The 16,645-nt window shown below is 57.4% G+C and carries 15 protein-coding genes; 3 read left to right on the top strand and 12 right to left on the bottom strand.

Going from position 1 to position 16,645, the window contains the following annotated elements:
- Window positions 1–61: 61 nt before the first annotated feature.
- From deoC to prfC, 6 genes are all read right to left on the bottom strand, one after another.
- The gene (deoC, locus tag CBW22_RS03675) at window positions 62–841 is read right to left on the bottom strand and encodes a deoxyribose-phosphate aldolase (protein WP_088516046.1); all 780 of its coding nucleotides are present in this window, start codon (window positions 839–841) and stop codon (window positions 62–64) included.
- Between the two features lie 434 nt (window positions 842–1,275).
- Window positions 1,276–2,052 carry a TatD family hydrolase gene (locus CBW22_RS03670; protein ID WP_088516045.1) on the bottom strand — a complete coding sequence of 259 codons (777 nt, stop codon included), beginning with the start codon at window positions 2,050–2,052 and terminating at the stop codon, window positions 1,276–1,278.
- A complete protein-coding gene (locus tag CBW22_RS03665) occupies window positions 2,049–3,101 on the bottom strand; it encodes a patatin-like phospholipase family protein (RefSeq protein WP_031279725.1) in 1,053 nt (350 codons plus the stop codon). The genes CBW22_RS03670 and CBW22_RS03665 overlap by 4 nt, the downstream gene beginning before the upstream one ends.
- Window positions 3,102–3,279: 178 nt before the next feature.
- Complete coding sequence (locus tag CBW22_RS03660) at window positions 3,280–3,441, bottom strand: DUF1328 domain-containing protein (RefSeq protein ID WP_007893192.1); 162 nt, start codon at window positions 3,439–3,441, stop codon at window positions 3,280–3,282.
- A 98-nt stretch (window positions 3,442–3,539) separates the two neighbouring features.
- Window positions 3,540–4,130 carry a molecular chaperone OsmY gene (osmY, locus tag CBW22_RS03655; protein ID WP_088516044.1) on the bottom strand — a complete coding sequence of 197 codons (591 nt, stop codon included), beginning with the start codon at window positions 4,128–4,130 and terminating at the stop codon, window positions 3,540–3,542.
- Window positions 4,131–4,389: 259 nt separating this feature from the next.
- The gene (gene prfC, locus CBW22_RS03650) at window positions 4,390–5,979 is read right to left on the bottom strand and encodes a peptide chain release factor 3 (protein WP_021507661.1); all 1,590 of its coding nucleotides are present in this window, start codon (window positions 5,977–5,979) and stop codon (window positions 4,390–4,392) included.
- A 315-nt stretch (window positions 5,980–6,294) separates the two neighbouring features.
- Here prfC and CBW22_RS03645 point away from each other — a divergent pair, with 315 nt between their 5' ends.
- Complete coding sequence (locus tag CBW22_RS03645) at window positions 6,295–6,909, top strand: hypothetical protein (RefSeq protein WP_088516043.1); 615 nt, start codon at window positions 6,295–6,297, stop codon at window positions 6,907–6,909.
- Between the two features lie 6 nt (window positions 6,910–6,915).
- Here the strand turns inward: CBW22_RS03645 and CBW22_RS03640 are convergent, their stop codons facing one another.
- Genes CBW22_RS03640 through CBW22_RS03630 form a run of 3 tightly spaced genes read right to left on the bottom strand, consistent with a single transcriptional unit; the run spans window position 6,916 to window position 9,161 of the window.
- Window positions 6,916–8,019 carry a M20 peptidase aminoacylase family protein gene (locus CBW22_RS03640; RefSeq protein WP_088516042.1) on the bottom strand — a complete coding sequence of 368 codons (1,104 nt, stop codon included), beginning with the start codon at window positions 8,017–8,019 and terminating at the stop codon, window positions 6,916–6,918.
- Window positions 8,020–8,029: 10 nt separating this feature from the next.
- Window positions 8,030–8,503: a YjiG family protein gene (locus tag CBW22_RS03635; RefSeq protein WP_021507664.1), complete on the bottom strand. Its 474-nt coding sequence runs from the start codon at window positions 8,501–8,503 to the stop codon at window positions 8,030–8,032.
- The gene (locus CBW22_RS03630) at window positions 8,493–9,161 is read right to left on the bottom strand and encodes a nucleoside recognition domain-containing protein (protein WP_088516041.1); all 669 of its coding nucleotides are present in this window, start codon (window positions 9,159–9,161) and stop codon (window positions 8,493–8,495) included. The genes CBW22_RS03635 and CBW22_RS03630 overlap by 11 nt, the downstream gene beginning before the upstream one ends.
- Window positions 9,162–9,618: 457 nt before the next feature.
- Here CBW22_RS03630 and ftnA point away from each other — a divergent pair, with 457 nt between their 5' ends.
- Window positions 9,619–10,125, top strand: a complete 507-nt coding sequence (gene ftnA / locus CBW22_RS03625) for a non-heme ferritin (protein ID WP_021507666.1) — start codon at window positions 9,619–9,621, stop codon at window positions 10,123–10,125.
- A 64-nt stretch (window positions 10,126–10,189) separates the two neighbouring features.
- Here ftnA and CBW22_RS03620 read toward each other — a convergent pair whose 3' ends face one another.
- Together CBW22_RS03620 and CBW22_RS03615 are read right to left on the bottom strand one after the other, a co-directional pair.
- Window positions 10,190–13,033, bottom strand: a complete 2,844-nt coding sequence (locus CBW22_RS03620; RefSeq protein WP_088516040.1) for a sensor domain-containing protein — start codon at window positions 13,031–13,033, stop codon at window positions 10,190–10,192.
- A gap of 256 nt (window positions 13,034–13,289) precedes the next feature.
- Window positions 13,290–14,993, bottom strand: coding sequence for a lysophospholipid acyltransferase family protein (locus tag CBW22_RS03615; RefSeq protein WP_021507668.1), 1,704 nt, complete (start codon window positions 14,991–14,993; stop codon window positions 13,290–13,292).
- Between the two features lie 274 nt (window positions 14,994–15,267).
- Between CBW22_RS03615 and CBW22_RS03610 the strand changes: the two genes are divergently transcribed.
- The gene (locus CBW22_RS03610; RefSeq protein WP_021507669.1) at window positions 15,268–15,888 is read left to right on the top strand and encodes a response regulator transcription factor; all 621 of its coding nucleotides are present in this window, start codon (window positions 15,268–15,270) and stop codon (window positions 15,886–15,888) included.
- A 44-nt stretch (window positions 15,889–15,932) separates the two neighbouring features.
- On the opposite strand, the gene CBW22_RS03605 is transcribed toward CBW22_RS03610, so the two are convergent.
- The gene (locus tag CBW22_RS03605) at window positions 15,933–16,637 is read right to left on the bottom strand and encodes a proteasome-type protease (RefSeq protein WP_031279727.1); all 705 of its coding nucleotides are present in this window, start codon (window positions 16,635–16,637) and stop codon (window positions 15,933–15,935) included.
- Between the last annotated feature and the right edge of the window lie 8 nt (window positions 16,638–16,645).

The raw sequence follows: 16,645 nt of genomic DNA, 5'->3' as shown, positions 1-16,645 counted from the left end.
CGCGGCTATGCGCACCTGACGGCAGTGACGCCGTGGGCCGCCATTTTGGCGACCGCGTGGATCAATAACCGGCTTTGCTGGTCGCCGTAGCGTGGCCCAGGGTATTCAGCAGGCTGGCTAACAGGCTGGAAGCGCCGAAGCGGAAATGACGCGCATCCGCCCAGCCGCTGCCGAGGATATCGTCGGCCAGCTGCAGGTAGATAGCGGCATCTTCCGCCGTGCGCACGCCGCCAGCCGGTTTGAAGCCCACCTGCTGCTGCACGCCTTTGTCACGGATTACCTGCATCATGATCGCCGCCACCTCTGGCGTGGCGTTGACCGGCACTTTACCGGTAGAGGTTTTGATGAAATCCGCGCCGGCATCGATCGCGATTTCGGACGCCGCACGAATCAGCGCTTCCTCTTTCAGCTCGCCGGTTTCAATGATCACTTTCAGCAGCACGTTCGCCGCCGCGCAGGCCTCTTTACAGGCTTTTACCAGCGCAAAGCCGACGTCACGGTTACCGGCAATCAGGGCACGGTACGGGAACACCACGTCAACTTCATCCGCGCCGTAGGCGATTGCCGCATGGGTTTCCGCCAGCGCGATGTCGATGTCGTCGTTACCGTGCGGGAAGTTAGTGACGGTCGCGATGCGGATTTCCGGCGTGCCCTGCTCGCGCAGCGTTTTACGTGCAATCGGGATAAAGCGCGGATAGATACAGATCGCCGCCGTGTTACCGGCCGGTGATTTCGCCTGATGGCACAGCGCGATCACTTTTTCATCGGTGTCGTCTTCGTTAAGGGTGGTCAGGTCCATCAGTTGCAGCGCGCGCTGCGCGGCCGCGTTCAGATCGGTCATGGTGCTCTCCAAAGTCAGGCCGGTGACATCTGCTCACCGGAGAATGTGATAATTATAACAACCCACGCCGCGTAGAATTGCGAGGGTTGTCACAAGGAAAAGGAAACCGCGCATTGATATACATGCATTTAGCGATGTTAATCACATTAAATCGCTATTTTTCCGAACAGCGCGGCACGATGCGATTGTGATTATTATCACAAATGTTGCCGCAAAAAGGTATCGGATATCGTTAAAGCGTAGTTAATTTGCGACTGAGCGGGGGTTGTCAGCACATCATCAGAAGTGGCAGAGGCGTTGCAGCGACGCGATTCATCGCGCAATAAATTATGCCTCTGGCAAAATTGCAACGGCCATTAAGCAGATTTAACACGTAACTGACCGTGACGGCGCTATTACCTGAAGTGAGATAGTGGCAGGCGCAGGATCATTACTCAATCCGGCAGCGCGAACAAACGCAGGCTGTTGTGCCACAGCGCATCGGCGATCTCATCGGGCGGTTCCGGGCGCAGCTGGCACAATACTTCGAACACATTACGCGCCCGTTCCGGGCGATTTGGCTGACCCTGAAAACCGTGCAGCGGCATATCCGGCGCATCGGTTTCCAGCAGCAGCGCCTGCAATGGCAGGCTGGCGATGGTGTGGCGGGTTTTGCTGGCGCGCGCATAGGTAATGGTGCCGCCGACACCAATCGCGTAGCCAAGCGCGATGAAACGCTCCGCCTGCTGCTGGCTGCCGGCAAAGCCGTGCACCACGCCACGCCGCGGCACATCGTGACGGCGCAAATACTGCGCCAGCTGATCGTGCGTACGTCGCGAATGCAGGATCACCGGCAAATCATAGCGCTTTGCCAGCTTCAGCTGCGCCTCCAGCAGCCGGGTTTGCCGCGCAAAATCCGGCGCTTCCATATACAGATCCAGCCCGATTTCCCCGATCGCCACGCGTTTTACATCCGGCGTTTGCAGGTGCTGCTCAAGGTGATTGAGATCGTCATCCTGATGTTGCGCAATATTGATCGGGTGCAGCCCGAGCGCGCTATACAGCGCCGGATGCTGCTGTGCCAGCTGGCTCACCACGGCAAAACGGCTGGCATCCACGCACGGCACGATGATGCGTTCCACGCCCGCCTGCGCCGCCTGCGCGATACTCTGTTCGGCAGCGGTGACAAATGGCGGAAAATCAAAGTGGCAGTGGGTGTCGATAAATCTCATGCCAGCGATCCTGCATCGTAGTCGGCGTCATTACCCGCCAGCGGCGGCGTGCTGACCGGCCGGTTATCCGGCGCGTTGGCGACGGCGGCGGGCGGCGTCACGGCAATCGGTCGCGCCAGCGGTTCAGCATCGCTCAGCCACTGGCCCAGCGTCGCCAGGAAATAGCGCCCGCTGCGGCGGCCCAGATGATAATCCTGATTCAGCGACGCCAGACGACTGCCCAGCGCCATGCTGGCCAGCGGCTTGGGCGGAAAGATCTCAATGATGCGCAGATTATCCGGCGGCTGTTCAATAAACTGCTGAATCTGGCGGTAGCTCTCTTCGTGCTGATGCAGGATATTGATCATCGGCTGCAGGGCGCTGTCGCTCAGCCAGCGCTCCATGCGTTTAAACCACTTCGGCGTATACGCCATCTGTGACGGCACGGTACGGATCACCACAATGGTATCGGCGCCACGCCGCGCCGCTTCGCGCACCGGAATGGCGTCGCTGATGCCGCCGTCGAGATAGCTCACACCATCCATCAACACGCCGCTGCGGTAGAAACCGGGGATCGCGCTGGAAGCCTTAATGATGTCATGCCAGGTCAGATTGGTGGGATTGAAATACTGCGCGCTGTAATCATCGCTGCGGCAGGCGCACATGTAAAATTCGCTGCCTTTGGCAAACAGGCTTTCGGCGCTGCTCAGCGCCAGCGGGAACTCCTGTTTAGTGATATCCACCAGCCAGTCGAGATCGATCAGGTGGCCACCGCGCACAAAACGCAGCGGATCGAAAAAAAGTTTACTGGTGGTGTAACGGGTAATCACGCGCCGCGCATAACCGGGCTGAGCACAGACAAAGGCTGAGAGGTTTTGTGCACCGGCTGAGGTGCCGAGCATTAACTGAAAGGGGTTGAAGCCTGCGCGCTGAAATTCATCCAGTACGCCCGCCGTGAAGATGCCGCGTTGCCCGCCGCCTTCGCAGACCAGCGCGATTTTTTTGGATTTGAATGGCGTGAGTGCCAGTGGCTCAAAGGTGTCCAGCGACACCGGGATACGTATTCCCAATGGATGTCCCTCAGTGTTTGCTGCTCTGAGGGAGGCGCTCAATCAGCATCCCGGAGAACCAGTCATTGTCGTTCCCTGACCAACCGCATCCTGCAATCGTCGCGGCGCACCTTCAATGGTGGCAATGACTGGCCTCCGCTTTATGTGACTAGCGGGTTAACATGGTTAACGCAGTGGGTCAGGGTCGTTTGCGCCCGGTAAACAGGCTCACGAGGAACAGAATAATACCGACAATAAAGACAATTTTAGCTGCCCATGCTGCCGTACCCGCCAGACCGCCAAAACCTAATGCTGCAGCAATCAGAGCGATGACCAGAAAGATAATACCCCAACGAAACATAAGCCTCTCCTTTACCATAGTGAAAATCGAACTGCTTATTCTTCACATCACTGTTTTTAATACGGAACGGCACCGTTGGTGATGCCGTTCCGGTTGCGTTAAGATTTCACCTTGAGGTCATTCTTCACGCTTTTCACGCCTTCAATGGCTTTGGCGATCTTCTCAGCCCGATCGGACTGGGCCTGATTCGCCACTTCCCCGGACAGCTGTACCACGCCATCGGTGGTTTCCACCTTCACGTTGCGCGATGGCACAATGTCATCTGCTAAAAGTTTAGCTTTTATTTCACTGGTGGTTGCTGCATCACCTGCATAACCTTTCAATGAACTCTGTTTGCTGTCTCTGACGTGTAGTTTGTCGCTGACGGATTTAACCCCTTCCACCTTCTGCACCAGCGCCACAGCCTTCTCGGCCTGGTCCTGCGAGGTGACAAAACCGCTCAGCGTAACCACGCCCTGCTGCGTTTTGACCGAGATATCCGTACTTTTAATCGCTTCATCGTCCACCAGCGCGGCTTTGGCTTTGGCGGTGATGCCGCTGTCATCCATAAAGCCATCGACTTTTTTCATAGAACTATCGATTTTGGAACCCGCGCTGCTGCTGGTATCAGCCGCCATTGCCGCGCCGCTTAACAGCGCAGTACCGGCCAGTGCAGCAATCAGGGTTTTAGCAATCTTAGTCTTACTCATCGATATCATCCTTCTATCAGTTAACCCACTCGCAACCGCGAATGCGCCAGCAACACACCACGTTGCTGCGTGATGGACGTAATCAGACCCACAGGTCCGTTTTCTCGTCCGACAGAATAATCATAGTAGGGATTACAGCTTTTGCTGGCTTTTGTGGTTGATATCTCGCCAAAAAGCGATAACCGCAGCGCAATTAAGAGGAGTCTGTATCGGAGAAAACCGGGCGGCAGAAAGCAGCAGCCCGGTGAAGACGGCGAACTTAGTGTTCGCGCGTTTTACGGAAGGTCACGTCAGGATAGCGCTCCTGCGTGATGTTGAGGTTGACCATGGTCGGGGCGATATAGGTGAGGTTGTCACCGCCATCGAGCGCCAGGTTGATCTCGTTTTTGCGCTGGAAGTCGTCGAACTTCTTCGCGTCGCTGCACTCAACCCAGCGGGCGGTCGACACGTTGATGGCCTCGTAAATCGCCTCAACGTTGTACTCGCTCTTGAGACGCGCCACGACCACATCAAACTGCAGCACGCCCACCGCACCCACGATCAGATCGTTGTTGTGCACCGGACGGAACACCTGCACGGCGCCCTCTTCCGACAGCTGGACCAGCCCTTTCAGCAGCTGTTTCTGCTTCAGCGGATCGCGCAGGCGAATGCGACGGAACAGTTCCGGGGCGAAGTTCGGGATACCGGTGAACTTCATGGTTTCGCCCTGGGTGAAGGTGTCGCCAATCTGGATGGTGCCGTGGTTATGCAGGCCGATGATATCGCCCGGATAAGCTTCTTCAACGTGCGAACGGTCGCCCGCCATGAAGGTCAGCGCGTCGGAGATCACCACATCTTTACCGGTGCGCACCTGACGCAGCTTCATGCCCTTCTCATATTTGCCGGACACCACGCGCATAAAGGCCACGCGGTCACGGTGTTTCGGGTCCATGTTGGCCTGAATCTTAAACACGAAGCCGCTGAACTTCTCCTCTTTGGCTTCGACTTTGCGGGTATCGGTCTGGCGCGGCATGGGCGCCGGCGCCCAGGCAACCAGACCATCCAGCATGTGATCGACGCCAAAGTTGCCCAGCGCGGTACCAAAGAACACCGGCGTGATTTCGCCGCTCAGGAACAGCTCTTTGTCGAACTCGTGCGATGCGCCCTGCACCAGCTCCAGCTCGTCACGCAGCTGCTGCGCCAGCTCTTCGCCGACGGCCGCGTCCAGTTCCGGGTTCGCCAGCCCTTTTACCACGCGCACTTCCTGAATCGTGTGGCCTTTGCCGCTCTGATACAGGTAAGTTTCATCGTTGTAGAGGTGATACACGCCTTTGAACAGCTTGCCGCAGCCAATCGGCCAGGTGATCGGGGCACAGGCGATTTTCAGCTCGCTCTCAACCTCATCCAGCAATTCCATCGGATCGCGAATGTCGCGGTCCAGTTTGTTCATAAAGGTGATGATAGGCGTGTCGCGCAGACGGGTCACTTCCATCAGCTTGCGGGTACGATCCTCAACCCCTTTCGCGGCGTCGATCACCATCAGGCAGCAGTCCACCGCCGTCAGCGTACGGTAGGTATCTTCCGAGAAGTCTTCGTGCCCGGGGGTATCCAGCAGGTTAACCAGGCTGTCGCGATACGGGAACTGCATCACCGAGGTGGTGATGGAGATACCGCGCTGCTTCTCCATCTCCATCCAGTCTGATTTGGCATGCTGGCTGGAGCCGCGACCTTTAACGGTACCGGCGGTCTGGATCGCCTGTCCGAACAGCAGGACTTTTTCGGTGATTGTGGTTTTACCGGCGTCCGGGTGCGAGATGATCGCAAAGGTACGGCGGCGCGCCACTTCTTCTAAAAAGGGAGCAATAGACATGAGTGAATTCTTCTTCAGGGCAACGCGCGAGCGGCGCGCTGCGAATAAATCATTCCGGAGCCAGTCCGGCGGATAACGGTGCCAATGGCGACGCATGCGCGTCGGGTCACAGCAGGGTGTGTGCGATCTACATTGGCGGCAGTCCGGTTATCCCATCAGCATTGAGGCGGCATAGCATACAATATTTCAGCAGGCGGGGGAATCTGCGGCAGGATGAGACGATGCTCGCGCAGTTCAGGACATGTCTTGTAAACACTAAGCGATGTCTGGCTGAGAATGCCTGTCCGGAACCGTCACCCCGGCAAGGACAGCAAAATGACCCTACAGCTTAACCCACATACCTACAGCCCGTCGCACCGAAACGCCGCCCTGTCGTCGCCCGCGCAGATGTACTGCAAACCCGGCGAGATGCTGCTGATCAACGCGCCGGATAACCCAGTGCTGCCTGCCACCGGCCGCGCTGATTTTTCCCGCAGCAGCCTGCCGGCGCACCTGCATTATCTGCTCACGCCGCGTCCCGGTTTTTCTGCCGGTCAGCATTTTGTCCCGGAGTATCCGTACATGCTGGACGCCGCGCTGTCGGTCACCGCCCGCCGGGGCGCGGTGTCGTTAGCACCGTATCACGCCGACAGTGACAAGTGCGCGCTGGTGATTGAGCGGCAGACGCTGGTGAAGTTTGATCTGCCGCCGCTGCACGATTTGGTGCTGAGCTACATCGGTCTCAACACCTACTTTAGCGAAGTGCGCTTCTACAACCGTGCCGGACGCATCGTGGCGTTTCGTCGCCTGAACGCCAGCAAAAAGCGCCACGAAGTGTTCTGCTTCGCCGGCATGAAGCCGGTCTCAATGGTGATTGAGACCAGCCAGCACAGCTCGATTTTGCTCGATGAGATGGTGTGGAACCAGACCGTAGGCGCGGGCGCGCGCTGAGGCGCGTTACCCCAGCATGCGCACCACTGCCGCCTTGAAGATTTTCACACCGATCTCCAGCGAATTCAGCTCAAAGCGCATCTGCGGGTGATGCAGTCCCGGCACCAGATTGGTTCCCAGCCCCCAGAAACCGGCTTTCACCTGCGGATTTTTCACCGGATAGTAGAAGAAATCCTCGCTGCCCGGCGTGGTTTTCGCCGCCAGTAATCCCTGCTCGCCGAGCACATCGACAATCGCGGCGCTCAGCAGCGCGGTGGCATCGGCATCAATTTCCGCCGCCGGCATCTCTTTCAGCACCACCACTTCAGCGGTTGCGCCCAGCGCGGCCACGCTGTGCTGAATCGCCTGGCTGACTTTCTCTTTAAGCAGTTCCATCGGCGCGTTCTCCTGCGAACGCAGATCCCACACCACGCGCGCCTCGTCCGGCACCGAGTTGGTCACGCCGGCGTCGCACAGGAAGCGCGTCGCTTTCACGCTCCAGGTGAGGCCCGGTGCCAGATGAATGCTATTCACCGCCTGCACCGCCTGGACTGCCGCATCAAGCGCGTTGACGCCAAGATGCGGTCGCGCGGCATGGGCCGGGACACCTTTAATGGTGGCCTCCAGCGTGCTGCACGCTGAATAGATCACCGCAGGCGTCGCCTGCCCGACCTGGCACTCCTCCAGCGGGCGCAAATGGAAGCCGAGGATCATCTCCACGTCATCCAGCGCGCCGCCCTCAATCATCGCCAGCGCGCCGGCCCCCAGCTCTTCAGCCGGCTGGAACAGCAGCTTCAGCCGCCCTTTTTTAATAGCGCCTTCCTGCAGCAGCTCCTGCGCGGCGGTCAGCACCACCGACGAGTGGCCGTCATGGCCGCAGGTATGGCGGGCGCAGGCAACGCCGTCGATCACGTGCCCGAGCGCATCCATGTCGGCGCGCAATGCCAGCACCGCGCCCGGCACGCCGCTGTCGATCTCTGCCACGATGCCGGTGGTCTGGTTGATGCCGCGCGTGACCTTAATGCCAGCCTGTTCCAGCTGGCCGGCGATGTAGGCCGAGGTTTTAACTTCCTGAAACCCCAGCTCGGGGATTTCATGCAGAAAATGGTAGTGATCGAGAACTCTGGACACCGTTTCGCTCCTAAACAAAAAAACGCATCACGAACATTGCGATAACCGCATTGATAATGCTGGTGAGCATCAGCAGCGGCCAGTATTTTTTCGGCACATCGGCGACGCCCAGCAGGCGGCCCATGTACTGCAACTGCGAACCCATAAGAAAAATCGCCGGTGCGAGGATAGTGATGTCGGTACCGCTCAGCAGGCCTTTGGCCATCAGGCTCACCGCCACCCCGACGCTGGCCGAGGATGACAGCCATGCGGTCAGCAGCACGGTAATCGCCTCGCCGGGCAAACCGAAAATCCCCATCAGCGGCGCAAACGCGTGGCCAAGAAACTGCATGATGCCGAGCAGATTCAGCACTTCCGCCAGTACGTAGGCCATCACCACATTGGGCATCAGATTGTGAATAGCAATATGGAAGCCTTTACGCGCGCCGACAATAAAAATATCAAACGGATTATTATTGACCCGCGTCTGTACATTATTTGACATCAGCAAAATCCTTCTTATAAACACTGTTTAACACAAAACGGACAAATGCCGCACCGACGAATTTCAGCACAAACATTAACAGCAGCGGAATAATGATCGGCGCACTCATGGACGCAAATAGCGCCGAGCCAATGGCAAAATAATTATTGATCAGTCCGGCACCGGAATATTGCCAGGCGCTCATCACCACCAGCTCTTTTTTACCGATTTGCTGCTGATCCGCCATCTCTTTGGTGAGCGCCGCGCCGGCATCGGTACTTTGCAGATCGGTAATCAGCGCCAGGCCGCAGCGTCCCGGCAACCCCATCAGCGGTTTCAGCAGTGGCGTCAGCAGCGTGTGGGCGGCACGAATCGCGCCGTAGTGGGTGAAAATCTCCAGCACGCCCAGCGCCAGCATCACAGTGGGTGCCAGCGACAGCGCGAACAGGAAGCCGGCTTTGGCGCTGATGCCACCGGCACCAAGAAAGGTGGAACCTGATTCTTTGATGGTGCCAAAGCTGCCGCCCAGCGTGGTGAAATCAAACGCGCCCAGCCAGCTAAAGCCTTCGACCTTATAAAGCAAACCGGAAAAAAACAGTATTGCCAGTATCAGCGCGAGATAATTTCCGGCGCTCGCCGTGACCGTTTGTGGCGCTGCGATGATTTTTTCTTCAGACATCTTTTCTCCTGCTGACCCTATTTCTGCCAGACGTGGTTGCAATATACGGAACTATTAACCAAGCAGGATTTATGCCAACGCGCACTTTCTTTAATTTCGCTATGGCTAATTTTGTTCAGTAACAAGCAGCAGCCGGAATAAGCGTTTATATCGCCGTGCCAGGTTTATTGCCGGTCGCGCCAGTGCTTATTTTATCGGCGGGTTGACTGGCGAAGAAGTGATCGGTGCGGTTGTGCGCTGCACCGCCAGCAGGCAACGCAACTGCACTAAAATAGTGCTGCGGACTGTGAATGAAAATTAGTCAAAGTTGAGAATTCTTCGCATTCAACTAGCGGAATAATTCCATTTATAATCAATAAGATAAATTCAACTTTTTTACGAAAAAACCTTCACAAAAAAGTATAGATTGATGCATAATTCGCCGTACTTCACCTGACAAATTAAAAAGGACTCAGCCATGTTAACCGCTGAAATGACCTCACGCCTGAACGACCAGCTTAACCTCGAATTCTTCTCCGCCAACCTCTATCTGCAGATGAGCGCCTGGTGCAGCGATAAAGGCTTCGAAGGTGCCGCCTCCTTCCTGAAAATGCACTCGCGCGAAGAGATGCAGCATATGCAGAAGCTGTTTGATTACGTCAGCGATGCCGGCTCACTGCCGGTGCTGGGCAGCATCGCCGCGCCGGCGGTAAGCTGGAACTCGCTGAATGACGTACTGGAAGAAGCGCTGAAGCACGAGCAGCTGATCACCAGCAAAATCAACGAGCTGGTGCACGCCGCGCTGACTTCGCAGGATTACTCCACCTTTAACTTCCTGCAGTGGTACGTTGCCGAGCAGCATGAAGAAGAGAAGCTGTTCAAAACCGTGCTGGACAAGCTGGCGCTGGTGGGCAACAAAGGCGAAGGTCTGTTCCTGGTGGACAAAGATCTGGGCCGCATGAACGTCGAAGGCCACGGCCAGTAAAGATAATAAAGATTATGCACAGCAGCATGCACAACGCCCGACTCTGTCGGGCGTTTTTTTGTGCTTACTCCAGCGCCTTCAGTCTGAGCTCCGACGGCTGTGGCCGGCCAAACAGGTAGCCCTGAAACAGCGTACAGCCCTCTTCGCGCAGGCGGACAAACTGCTCATTACTCTCCACGCCCTCTGCGGTGATCTGAATATCCAGGCTGCGGCTCATGCCGGTAATCGCGCGGATGATCGCCAGCGCCTCGCGGCTGTCGCCCATATCATTGATAAATGACTTGTCGATTTTGATCTTATCGAACGGGAACGAACGCAGATAGCTGAGCGACGAGTAGCCGGTGCCGAAGTCGTCGAGCGCAATCTGCACGCCCAGCGTTTTCAGGCTCTGCAGCGTACGAATATTGCCGAGCGTGTCATCCAGCAGCACCGATTCGGTGATCTCCACCTCCAGCCGATGCGGCGCCAGGCCGGATTCGCGCAGCGCGCCCTCCACCACCGACACCAGCGAGCTGTTCTTAAACTGCAGCGGCGACAGGTTGACCGACACCGACTGTTCGGTTTCCCAGCTCTGCGCCTCGCGGCAGGCTTCGTACAGCGCATAGGCGCCGAGCATATGGATCAGGCCGGTCTCTTCGGCAATTGGAATGAAGTCATTCGGCATGATCAACCCTTTGATCGGATGATGCCAGCGCATCAGCGCCTCATAGCCAATGATGCCGGTTTCGTTGGTGATCGGCTGATAGTAGAGCTTGAGCTGCCGTCCGGTAATTGCCTCGCGCAGATCGTTCTCGATCACCCGGCGGCTGCGCGCCACATTATCCATCTCCAGCGTAAAGTGCTCATAGCGGTTACGGCCGTTGCGCTTGGCTTCATACAGCGCCATGTCGGCGCAGCGCAGCATGTGTTCCGGCGTATTGGTGGCCTGCGAGGTCAGCGCGATGCCGACGCTCAGCCCGACCGACAGGTTGTGGCCTTCAACATTCACCGGCGGGCGGATCGCCTCGATCAGGCGCTGCGCCACGATCGCAGCCTCATCGGCGTTACGCACGTTGGGCAGCACGATGGCAAACTCATCGCCGCCGATGCGCGCCAGCGTGTCCTGATCGCGCAGTACGCTGCGCAGCCGCTTCGCCACCACGCGCAGCAGATCGTCACCGATCTGATGCCCCAGCGCGTCGTTCACGTTCTTAAAGTTATCCAGATCGAGACACAGCGTGGCGCTGGTCTGGCCCTGCTGCTGATCGACGCGCAGCGCCTCGCTCAGCTTCTGGCGAAACAGGATGCGGTTCGGCAGGCTGGTAAGATTATCGTGATGCGCCATGTGACGAATGCGCGCATCGGCTTCGCGCTGATCGGTGACATCTTCCACAATCAGCATCACGTAATTCTGCCGCATGTCTTTGCCGCTGATGGTGGTGGCGCGGGTGTGCAGCACCCGCTCACCGCCAGCGGTCAGTAACAGCTGCTCGCGCGCGTGGATGCCTTCGCTGCGCAGCGCGATATCCGCCAGGCTGTTGAAGTAGTCACTCAGTTCCGCCGACATACATTCGTGCGGCCGCTTATGCATAATCAGCGACTTACTGAAGCCAAACAGCTGCTCGGCTTTGTCATTCACCATCAGGATTTCGCGGCTGATGGCGTCTTCGACGATCACGCAGGAGGGAATGTTGCTGATGATGGTGTCGAGGAAGCCGGAAAGCTCCGACATTTTGGCGCTCTGCACCTGCGCCAGATCGCGCGCGCGCAGCAGCTGCTGCTCGTGCTCACGCCGCTCGGTGACGTCGCGGGTGATCTTGGCAAAGCCGATCATTTTGCCCTCTTCATCATGAATCGCGTCAATCACCACATGCGCCCAGAAGGCGGAGCCATCTTTGCGGTAGCGCCAGCCCTCGTCCTCAAAGCGACCGGTTTTCAGCGCGATGCCCAGATTGGCATCCGGCGTACGCGCCTGACGTTCCGGTGAGCCGTAGAACACGGAGAAGTGCTGGCCCACGATCTCGTCAGCCATGTAGCCTTTGGCGCGCTGCGCGCCAGCATTCCAGTTCACCACCCGGCCCTGTAAATCCAGCATGTAGATGGCGTAATCCGTCACGCCTTCCACTAACAGGCGGAAGGTTTTCTCGTATTCACGCTGCTTGCGCAGCAGCGCCTGCTGTTCGGTGCAGTCGCGGGTGATTTTGGCATAGCCGATCAGTTTGCCGGCGTCATCGCGAATCGCGTCGATGATCACGTGCGCCCAAAAGGCGCTGCCATCTTTGCGATAACGCCAGCCTTCGTCTTCAAAGCGACCGGTTTTAAACGCGGTGGTCAGGTTGCGTTCCGGGATATGGTTCAGGCGATCCTGTGCGCTGTAGAAGCGCGAGAAGTGCTGACCGACAATCTCTTCAGCCACATAGCCTTTGGCGCGCTGCGCGCCGGCGTTCCAGTTTTCGACGTTGCCGTCAAGGTCGAGCATGTAGATGGCGTAGTCCGTTACGCCTTCAACCAATAAACGGAAACGCTGCTCCTGTTCCTGTTGTTTACGCTGCTGCGCCTGCTGTTCAGTGCAGTCGCGGGTGATTTTGGCAAAGCCCAGCAGTTCGCCGTACTCATCGCGGATGGCGTCAATCACCACGTGCGCCCAGAAAGCGCTGCCGTCCTTGCGATAGCGCCAGCCTTCGGTTTCATAGCGCCCGGTGGCGGTGGCGATGGCCAGACCGCGCTGCGGCGCGCCGTTGCGCCGATCCTCTTCACTGTAAAACAGCGCAAAATTCTTCCCGACGATCTCTTCGGGGGTATAGCCTTTGGCGCGTTGCGCCCCGGTGTTCCAGTTAGCCACCGTGCCATCCGGCTTAATCATGTAGATGGCGTAATCCACCACGCTCTGCACCAGTAGCCGGTACATTACGTCAGAGTTATTGTTCATTGTTGTTCGCCTATGCTGGCCTGGTCTCGATGCGCAGTTAAGATAATTCTTAATCTTCAGGCAGACTTAAACGCAAAAGCGCATCGCTTACAAGCGCAAATCATCCGCAGACAAAAGTTGGTAGTGTGGTTATCGGCAGTGGCGAGAAAATGTTCAGTGGGATAGTGGATTTATTGCGCAAAGTTGACAGCACGCCGCGCGGAGATTCTCCGGCGGCGTGCTGTCAGGTGGCATTAACTGACGTCATCTGGCGCGTTCAGGTTAAATGCATGCCGATATAGCGCTCATAACGCGCGGGTTTTACGCGTGACAGATCGACCAGCACCAGACCATCAATGCAGTGATTGAAATCCGGATCGCTGCCGAAATCGATAAACTGCACGCCGCCCGGCTCGCACACTTCCGAATACTGTTTGTACAGCGTCGGAATCGCGGTACCGAGATTAGCCAGCAAATGCTTGAGACGACGCAAATCGTCGGCATAGTTATCGCCGGTGAACTGCGCCAGCACCTCCGGCAGCGACGCCGGATAAGGGCGGCGCGATTTCGCCAGCGGCAGGTCGGTCGGAAAGTAGAGACGGTAAAACGCCACCAGCAGATCGCGCGCCGCCAGCGGCATGGTGCCGGAGATTGATACCGGGCCAAACAGGTAGCGCGTCTGCGGATAGCGCGCAATGTAAGCGCCGATGCCCATCCATAAATAATCCAGCCCGCGCTTGCCCCAGTAGGCCGGCTGAATGAAGCTACGTCCCAGCTCCAGCCCCTGCTGAATAATCGGCAGCATGCGCTCATCATAGTGGAACAGGCTGTCGCTGTAGATGCCCTGCAGCCCGCGCCGCGCCAGCTGCTCGGCGCCGGGAATAAAGCGGTAGGCCCCGACAATCTCCAGCGCCTCGTCATCCCACAAAATCAGGTGATAGTAATCATCGTCATACTTGTCGAGATCGCGCCGCCGGCCGCTGCCCTCGCCCACCGCGCGGAAGGCGATTTCGCGCAGCCGGCCCAGTTCACGCAGCAGCGGCACCCAGCTGGCCCCGTTGCGCCGCCACAAATAGATCTGTTTGCCGTCCGGCAGCGTCCCGAGCCGTTCACTTTCCAGTAACGCTTTTTTCAGCTCAGCGCGATCTTCCGGGCGGGCGATGGCGGCTTCGGTAAGAAACAGACCGCGCCGTCCCTGGCCGATGCGGTACAGATGCTTGCGCAGCCGCTTCGCCAGCTCTTTGCCCGGCGTATGGCCATCGTGCCAGTTGGCGAAGGGAATCTGCTCGCCGATATGCAGTTTGATGCGCGTGCCGCGCTGGCGGAACATTTCGCGCACCAGCATCAGCAACGCCAGCGGTGCCGCCACCTTCGCCGCGGCGTAAAACGCCAGGCTGTTACGTCCGACTACGTGCACCGGTACCAGCGGCGCGCGGGCGCGGGCGGCGAGGCGCAGAAAACTGTGGTGCCAGTGGCGGTCACGCACGCCGCGGCTGGACAGGCGCGAGACTTCACCGGCCGGGAAGATGATCAGCGCGCCCTGGTTGTCGAGATGCTGCTGCATGCGCGTCAGCTGCTCGCGGCTGGTGCGGTTGCCCATGTTATCCACCGGCAGCATCAGGTTGTTGATGGGCTCCAGCATCATCAGCATGCGGTTGGCAACGATTTTCACGTCGCGCCGCACCTGCGATACCGCCGCCAGCAGCGCCAGGCCGTCCAGCGCGCCAAGCGGATGGTTGGCAACGATCACCACCGGCCCGTGCGTCGGGATCTGTTCAAGGTCGCGTTCGCTGAGCTCACAGCGCACATCCAGGTGTTCCAGCACCTGCTCCACCATATCCACCCCTTTCAGATGCGGATAGCGCTGGGCAAAGTCCTGAAACTCCTGTTCACGCACCGCCCACTTCAGCAGGCTTTTCTGCCAGTGCGCCGGCTGCTGGCCTGGCCAGTAAGTATTGAGAAGCTGATCAACGGAAAACATGGTGCACCTTTTTATACGCAGCGGTTTATTCCCCTGACGTTAAAACGGCTTGTTTTCAGATTTATGACCACGGCAGATGCGGACAGGAAAAAGTATCGGCGCGCTTTGTGCTGGCGCATAAAAAAGTCAAATTTACCTTAAATGAGAATTTTCCAGACAGGACTTAAATCTTATTCTTAAGACCCGTGAATTAATCTGGTCACACCTCTGCTAATGAATTTTCATCGGTGTTTATTCCTTTCGTTCTTTTTTTGTTTATTTTTGGACTACACATATGATTCATTCGGTATTTATAGTTGATGACCACCCATTAATCTGTGCGGGTATTCAGGCACTGCTGCACGCTTATGACTATTCGGTTGCGGGCATTGCCAACAAAGGCGATTTATTGATTAGCGAATTACATCATGCGCAGCCAGACGTAGTGCTGCTGGACCTGACCATGCCCGGCCGCGCAGGCATTCCGCTGATTGCCGACATTAAACGTATTTTGCCGCAGCAAAAAATCATTGTTTTTACCGCCTCAGAAAGCCTGTTTTATCAACGCTGTTGCCTGCAGTTAGGGGTAGAAGGCTATGTGTGTAAACGCGGCGATTTGGAAACTTTATTGACAGCAATAAAAGAAGTCGAGCGCGGAAAACGTTTTTATCCGGTCACGCACAGTGCGGCGGATGCCGCCGAGCTGATTGAAAGCGAGAAATTGATGAGTTTAACGCGCCGCGAATTGATTGTGCTGGTGAAACTGGCCTCCGGGATGAGTAATAAAGAGATCGCCTCGCAATTACAGCTGAGCAGTAAAACCATCAGCACTTATAAAATTAAAATTCTGCGTAAGCTCGGCCTGAAAGGGATTAGCGGAATTAATACGGCGGCGCGCGCCAATGAGCTGGTGTGAGTCAAACCCGGCCCGGTCCGCCAGCGTGACGACCGGGCAGCAGGTCAGAGCTTGAGCGGCGGCAGCTGAGAGAACACGCTCAGCAACCCTTTACTCCACAGCTGGCGGATCTGGGAAAAGTAGGGATGCTGTTCGGTGATGTGGTACTGCTCGCTGTCGCTAAAGCTGTCGCTGTGGTAAACCATCGCGTCGAGCGGCAGGCCGACGGAGATGTTACTCGCCAGCGTCGAATCCATGGAGATCAGCGCACACTGCATCGCCTGGCTGAGCGAGGTCTCATAGCGCAGCACGCGGTCAATAATTGGCTTACCGTATTTGCTCTCACCAATCTGGAAGTACGGCGTGTCGACGCTGGCTTCAATAAAGTTGCCCTGCGGATAGATCTGGAACAGCCGAGGCTCTTCGCCGCGAATCTGCCCGCCCAGCAGCAGCGTGCCGCCAAACTCCTCGCCGTCGCGCGCAATCACTTCACGCAGCGTGGCGCCTACCAGCAGCGCAATGTCGTACAGTGAACGCCCGTTGAGCAGATTGGGTTGTTCGCTGTCGTTGCAGTTGCGCCGCAGCAGGCTCATCACGCTCTGCGTCGTCGCCAGATTGCCGGCGCTTTGCAGCACCAGCGTGCGCTCATCGTCCACCTGAAACACATGCAGTTTGCGAAACGAGGAGATATGATCCACGCCCGCATTGGTGCGTGAATCCGAGACAAAAATCATCCCGGCCGATAAACGCATTGCCACACAATAAGTCATAGTTACGC

This window comes from Pantoea sp. VS1, assembly GCF_002207995.1.
In the GTDB taxonomy this organism is placed as follows: Bacteria; Pseudomonadota; Gammaproteobacteria; order Enterobacterales; family Enterobacteriaceae; genus Pantoea; species Pantoea dispersa.
Note: the sequence above shows the minus strand (reverse complement) of the source record. Positions and strands in the feature narration are given on the sequence as shown.

Excerpts from the sequence above, each read along its gene's own strand:
- CBW22_RS03615 (WP_021507668.1), bottom strand. The coding sequence starts at position 14,993 with ATGTTTTCCGTTGATCAGCTTCTCAATACTTACTGGCCAGGCCAGCAG.
- osmY (WP_088516044.1), bottom strand. The coding sequence starts at position 4,130 with ATGAGTAAGACTAAGATTGCTAAAACCCTGATTGCTGCACTGGCCGGT.
- ftnA (WP_021507666.1), top strand. The coding sequence starts at position 9,619 with ATGTTAACCGCTGAAATGACCTCACGCCTGAACGACCAGCTTAACCTC.
- CBW22_RS03610 (WP_021507669.1), top strand. The coding sequence starts at position 15,268 with ATGATTCATTCGGTATTTATAGTTGATGACCACCCATTAATCTGTGCG.
- deoC (WP_088516046.1), bottom strand. The coding sequence starts at position 841 with ATGACCGATCTGAACGCGGCCGCGCAGCGCGCGCTGCAACTGATGGAC.
- CBW22_RS03660 (WP_007893192.1), bottom strand. The coding sequence starts at position 3,441 with ATGTTTCGTTGGGGTATTATCTTTCTGGTCATCGCTCTGATTGCTGCA.
- CBW22_RS03635 (WP_021507664.1), bottom strand. The coding sequence starts at position 8,503 with ATGTCAAATAATGTACAGACGCGGGTCAATAATAATCCGTTTGATATT.
- prfC (WP_021507661.1), bottom strand. The coding sequence starts at position 5,979 with ATGTCTATTGCTCCCTTTTTAGAAGAAGTGGCGCGCCGCCGTACCTTT.
- CBW22_RS03630 (WP_088516041.1), bottom strand. The coding sequence starts at position 9,161 with ATGTCTGAAGAAAAAATCATCGCAGCGCCACAAACGGTCACGGCGAGC.
- CBW22_RS03620 (WP_088516040.1), bottom strand. The coding sequence starts at position 13,033 with ATGAACAATAACTCTGACGTAATGTACCGGCTACTGGTGCAGAGCGTG.
- CBW22_RS03670 (WP_088516045.1), bottom strand. The coding sequence starts at position 2,052 with ATGAGATTTATCGACACCCACTGCCACTTTGATTTTCCGCCATTTGTC.
- CBW22_RS03645 (WP_088516043.1), top strand. The coding sequence starts at position 6,295 with ATGACCCTACAGCTTAACCCACATACCTACAGCCCGTCGCACCGAAAC.
- CBW22_RS03605 (WP_031279727.1), bottom strand. The coding sequence starts at position 16,637 with ATGACTTATTGTGTGGCAATGCGTTTATCGGCCGGGATGATTTTTGTC.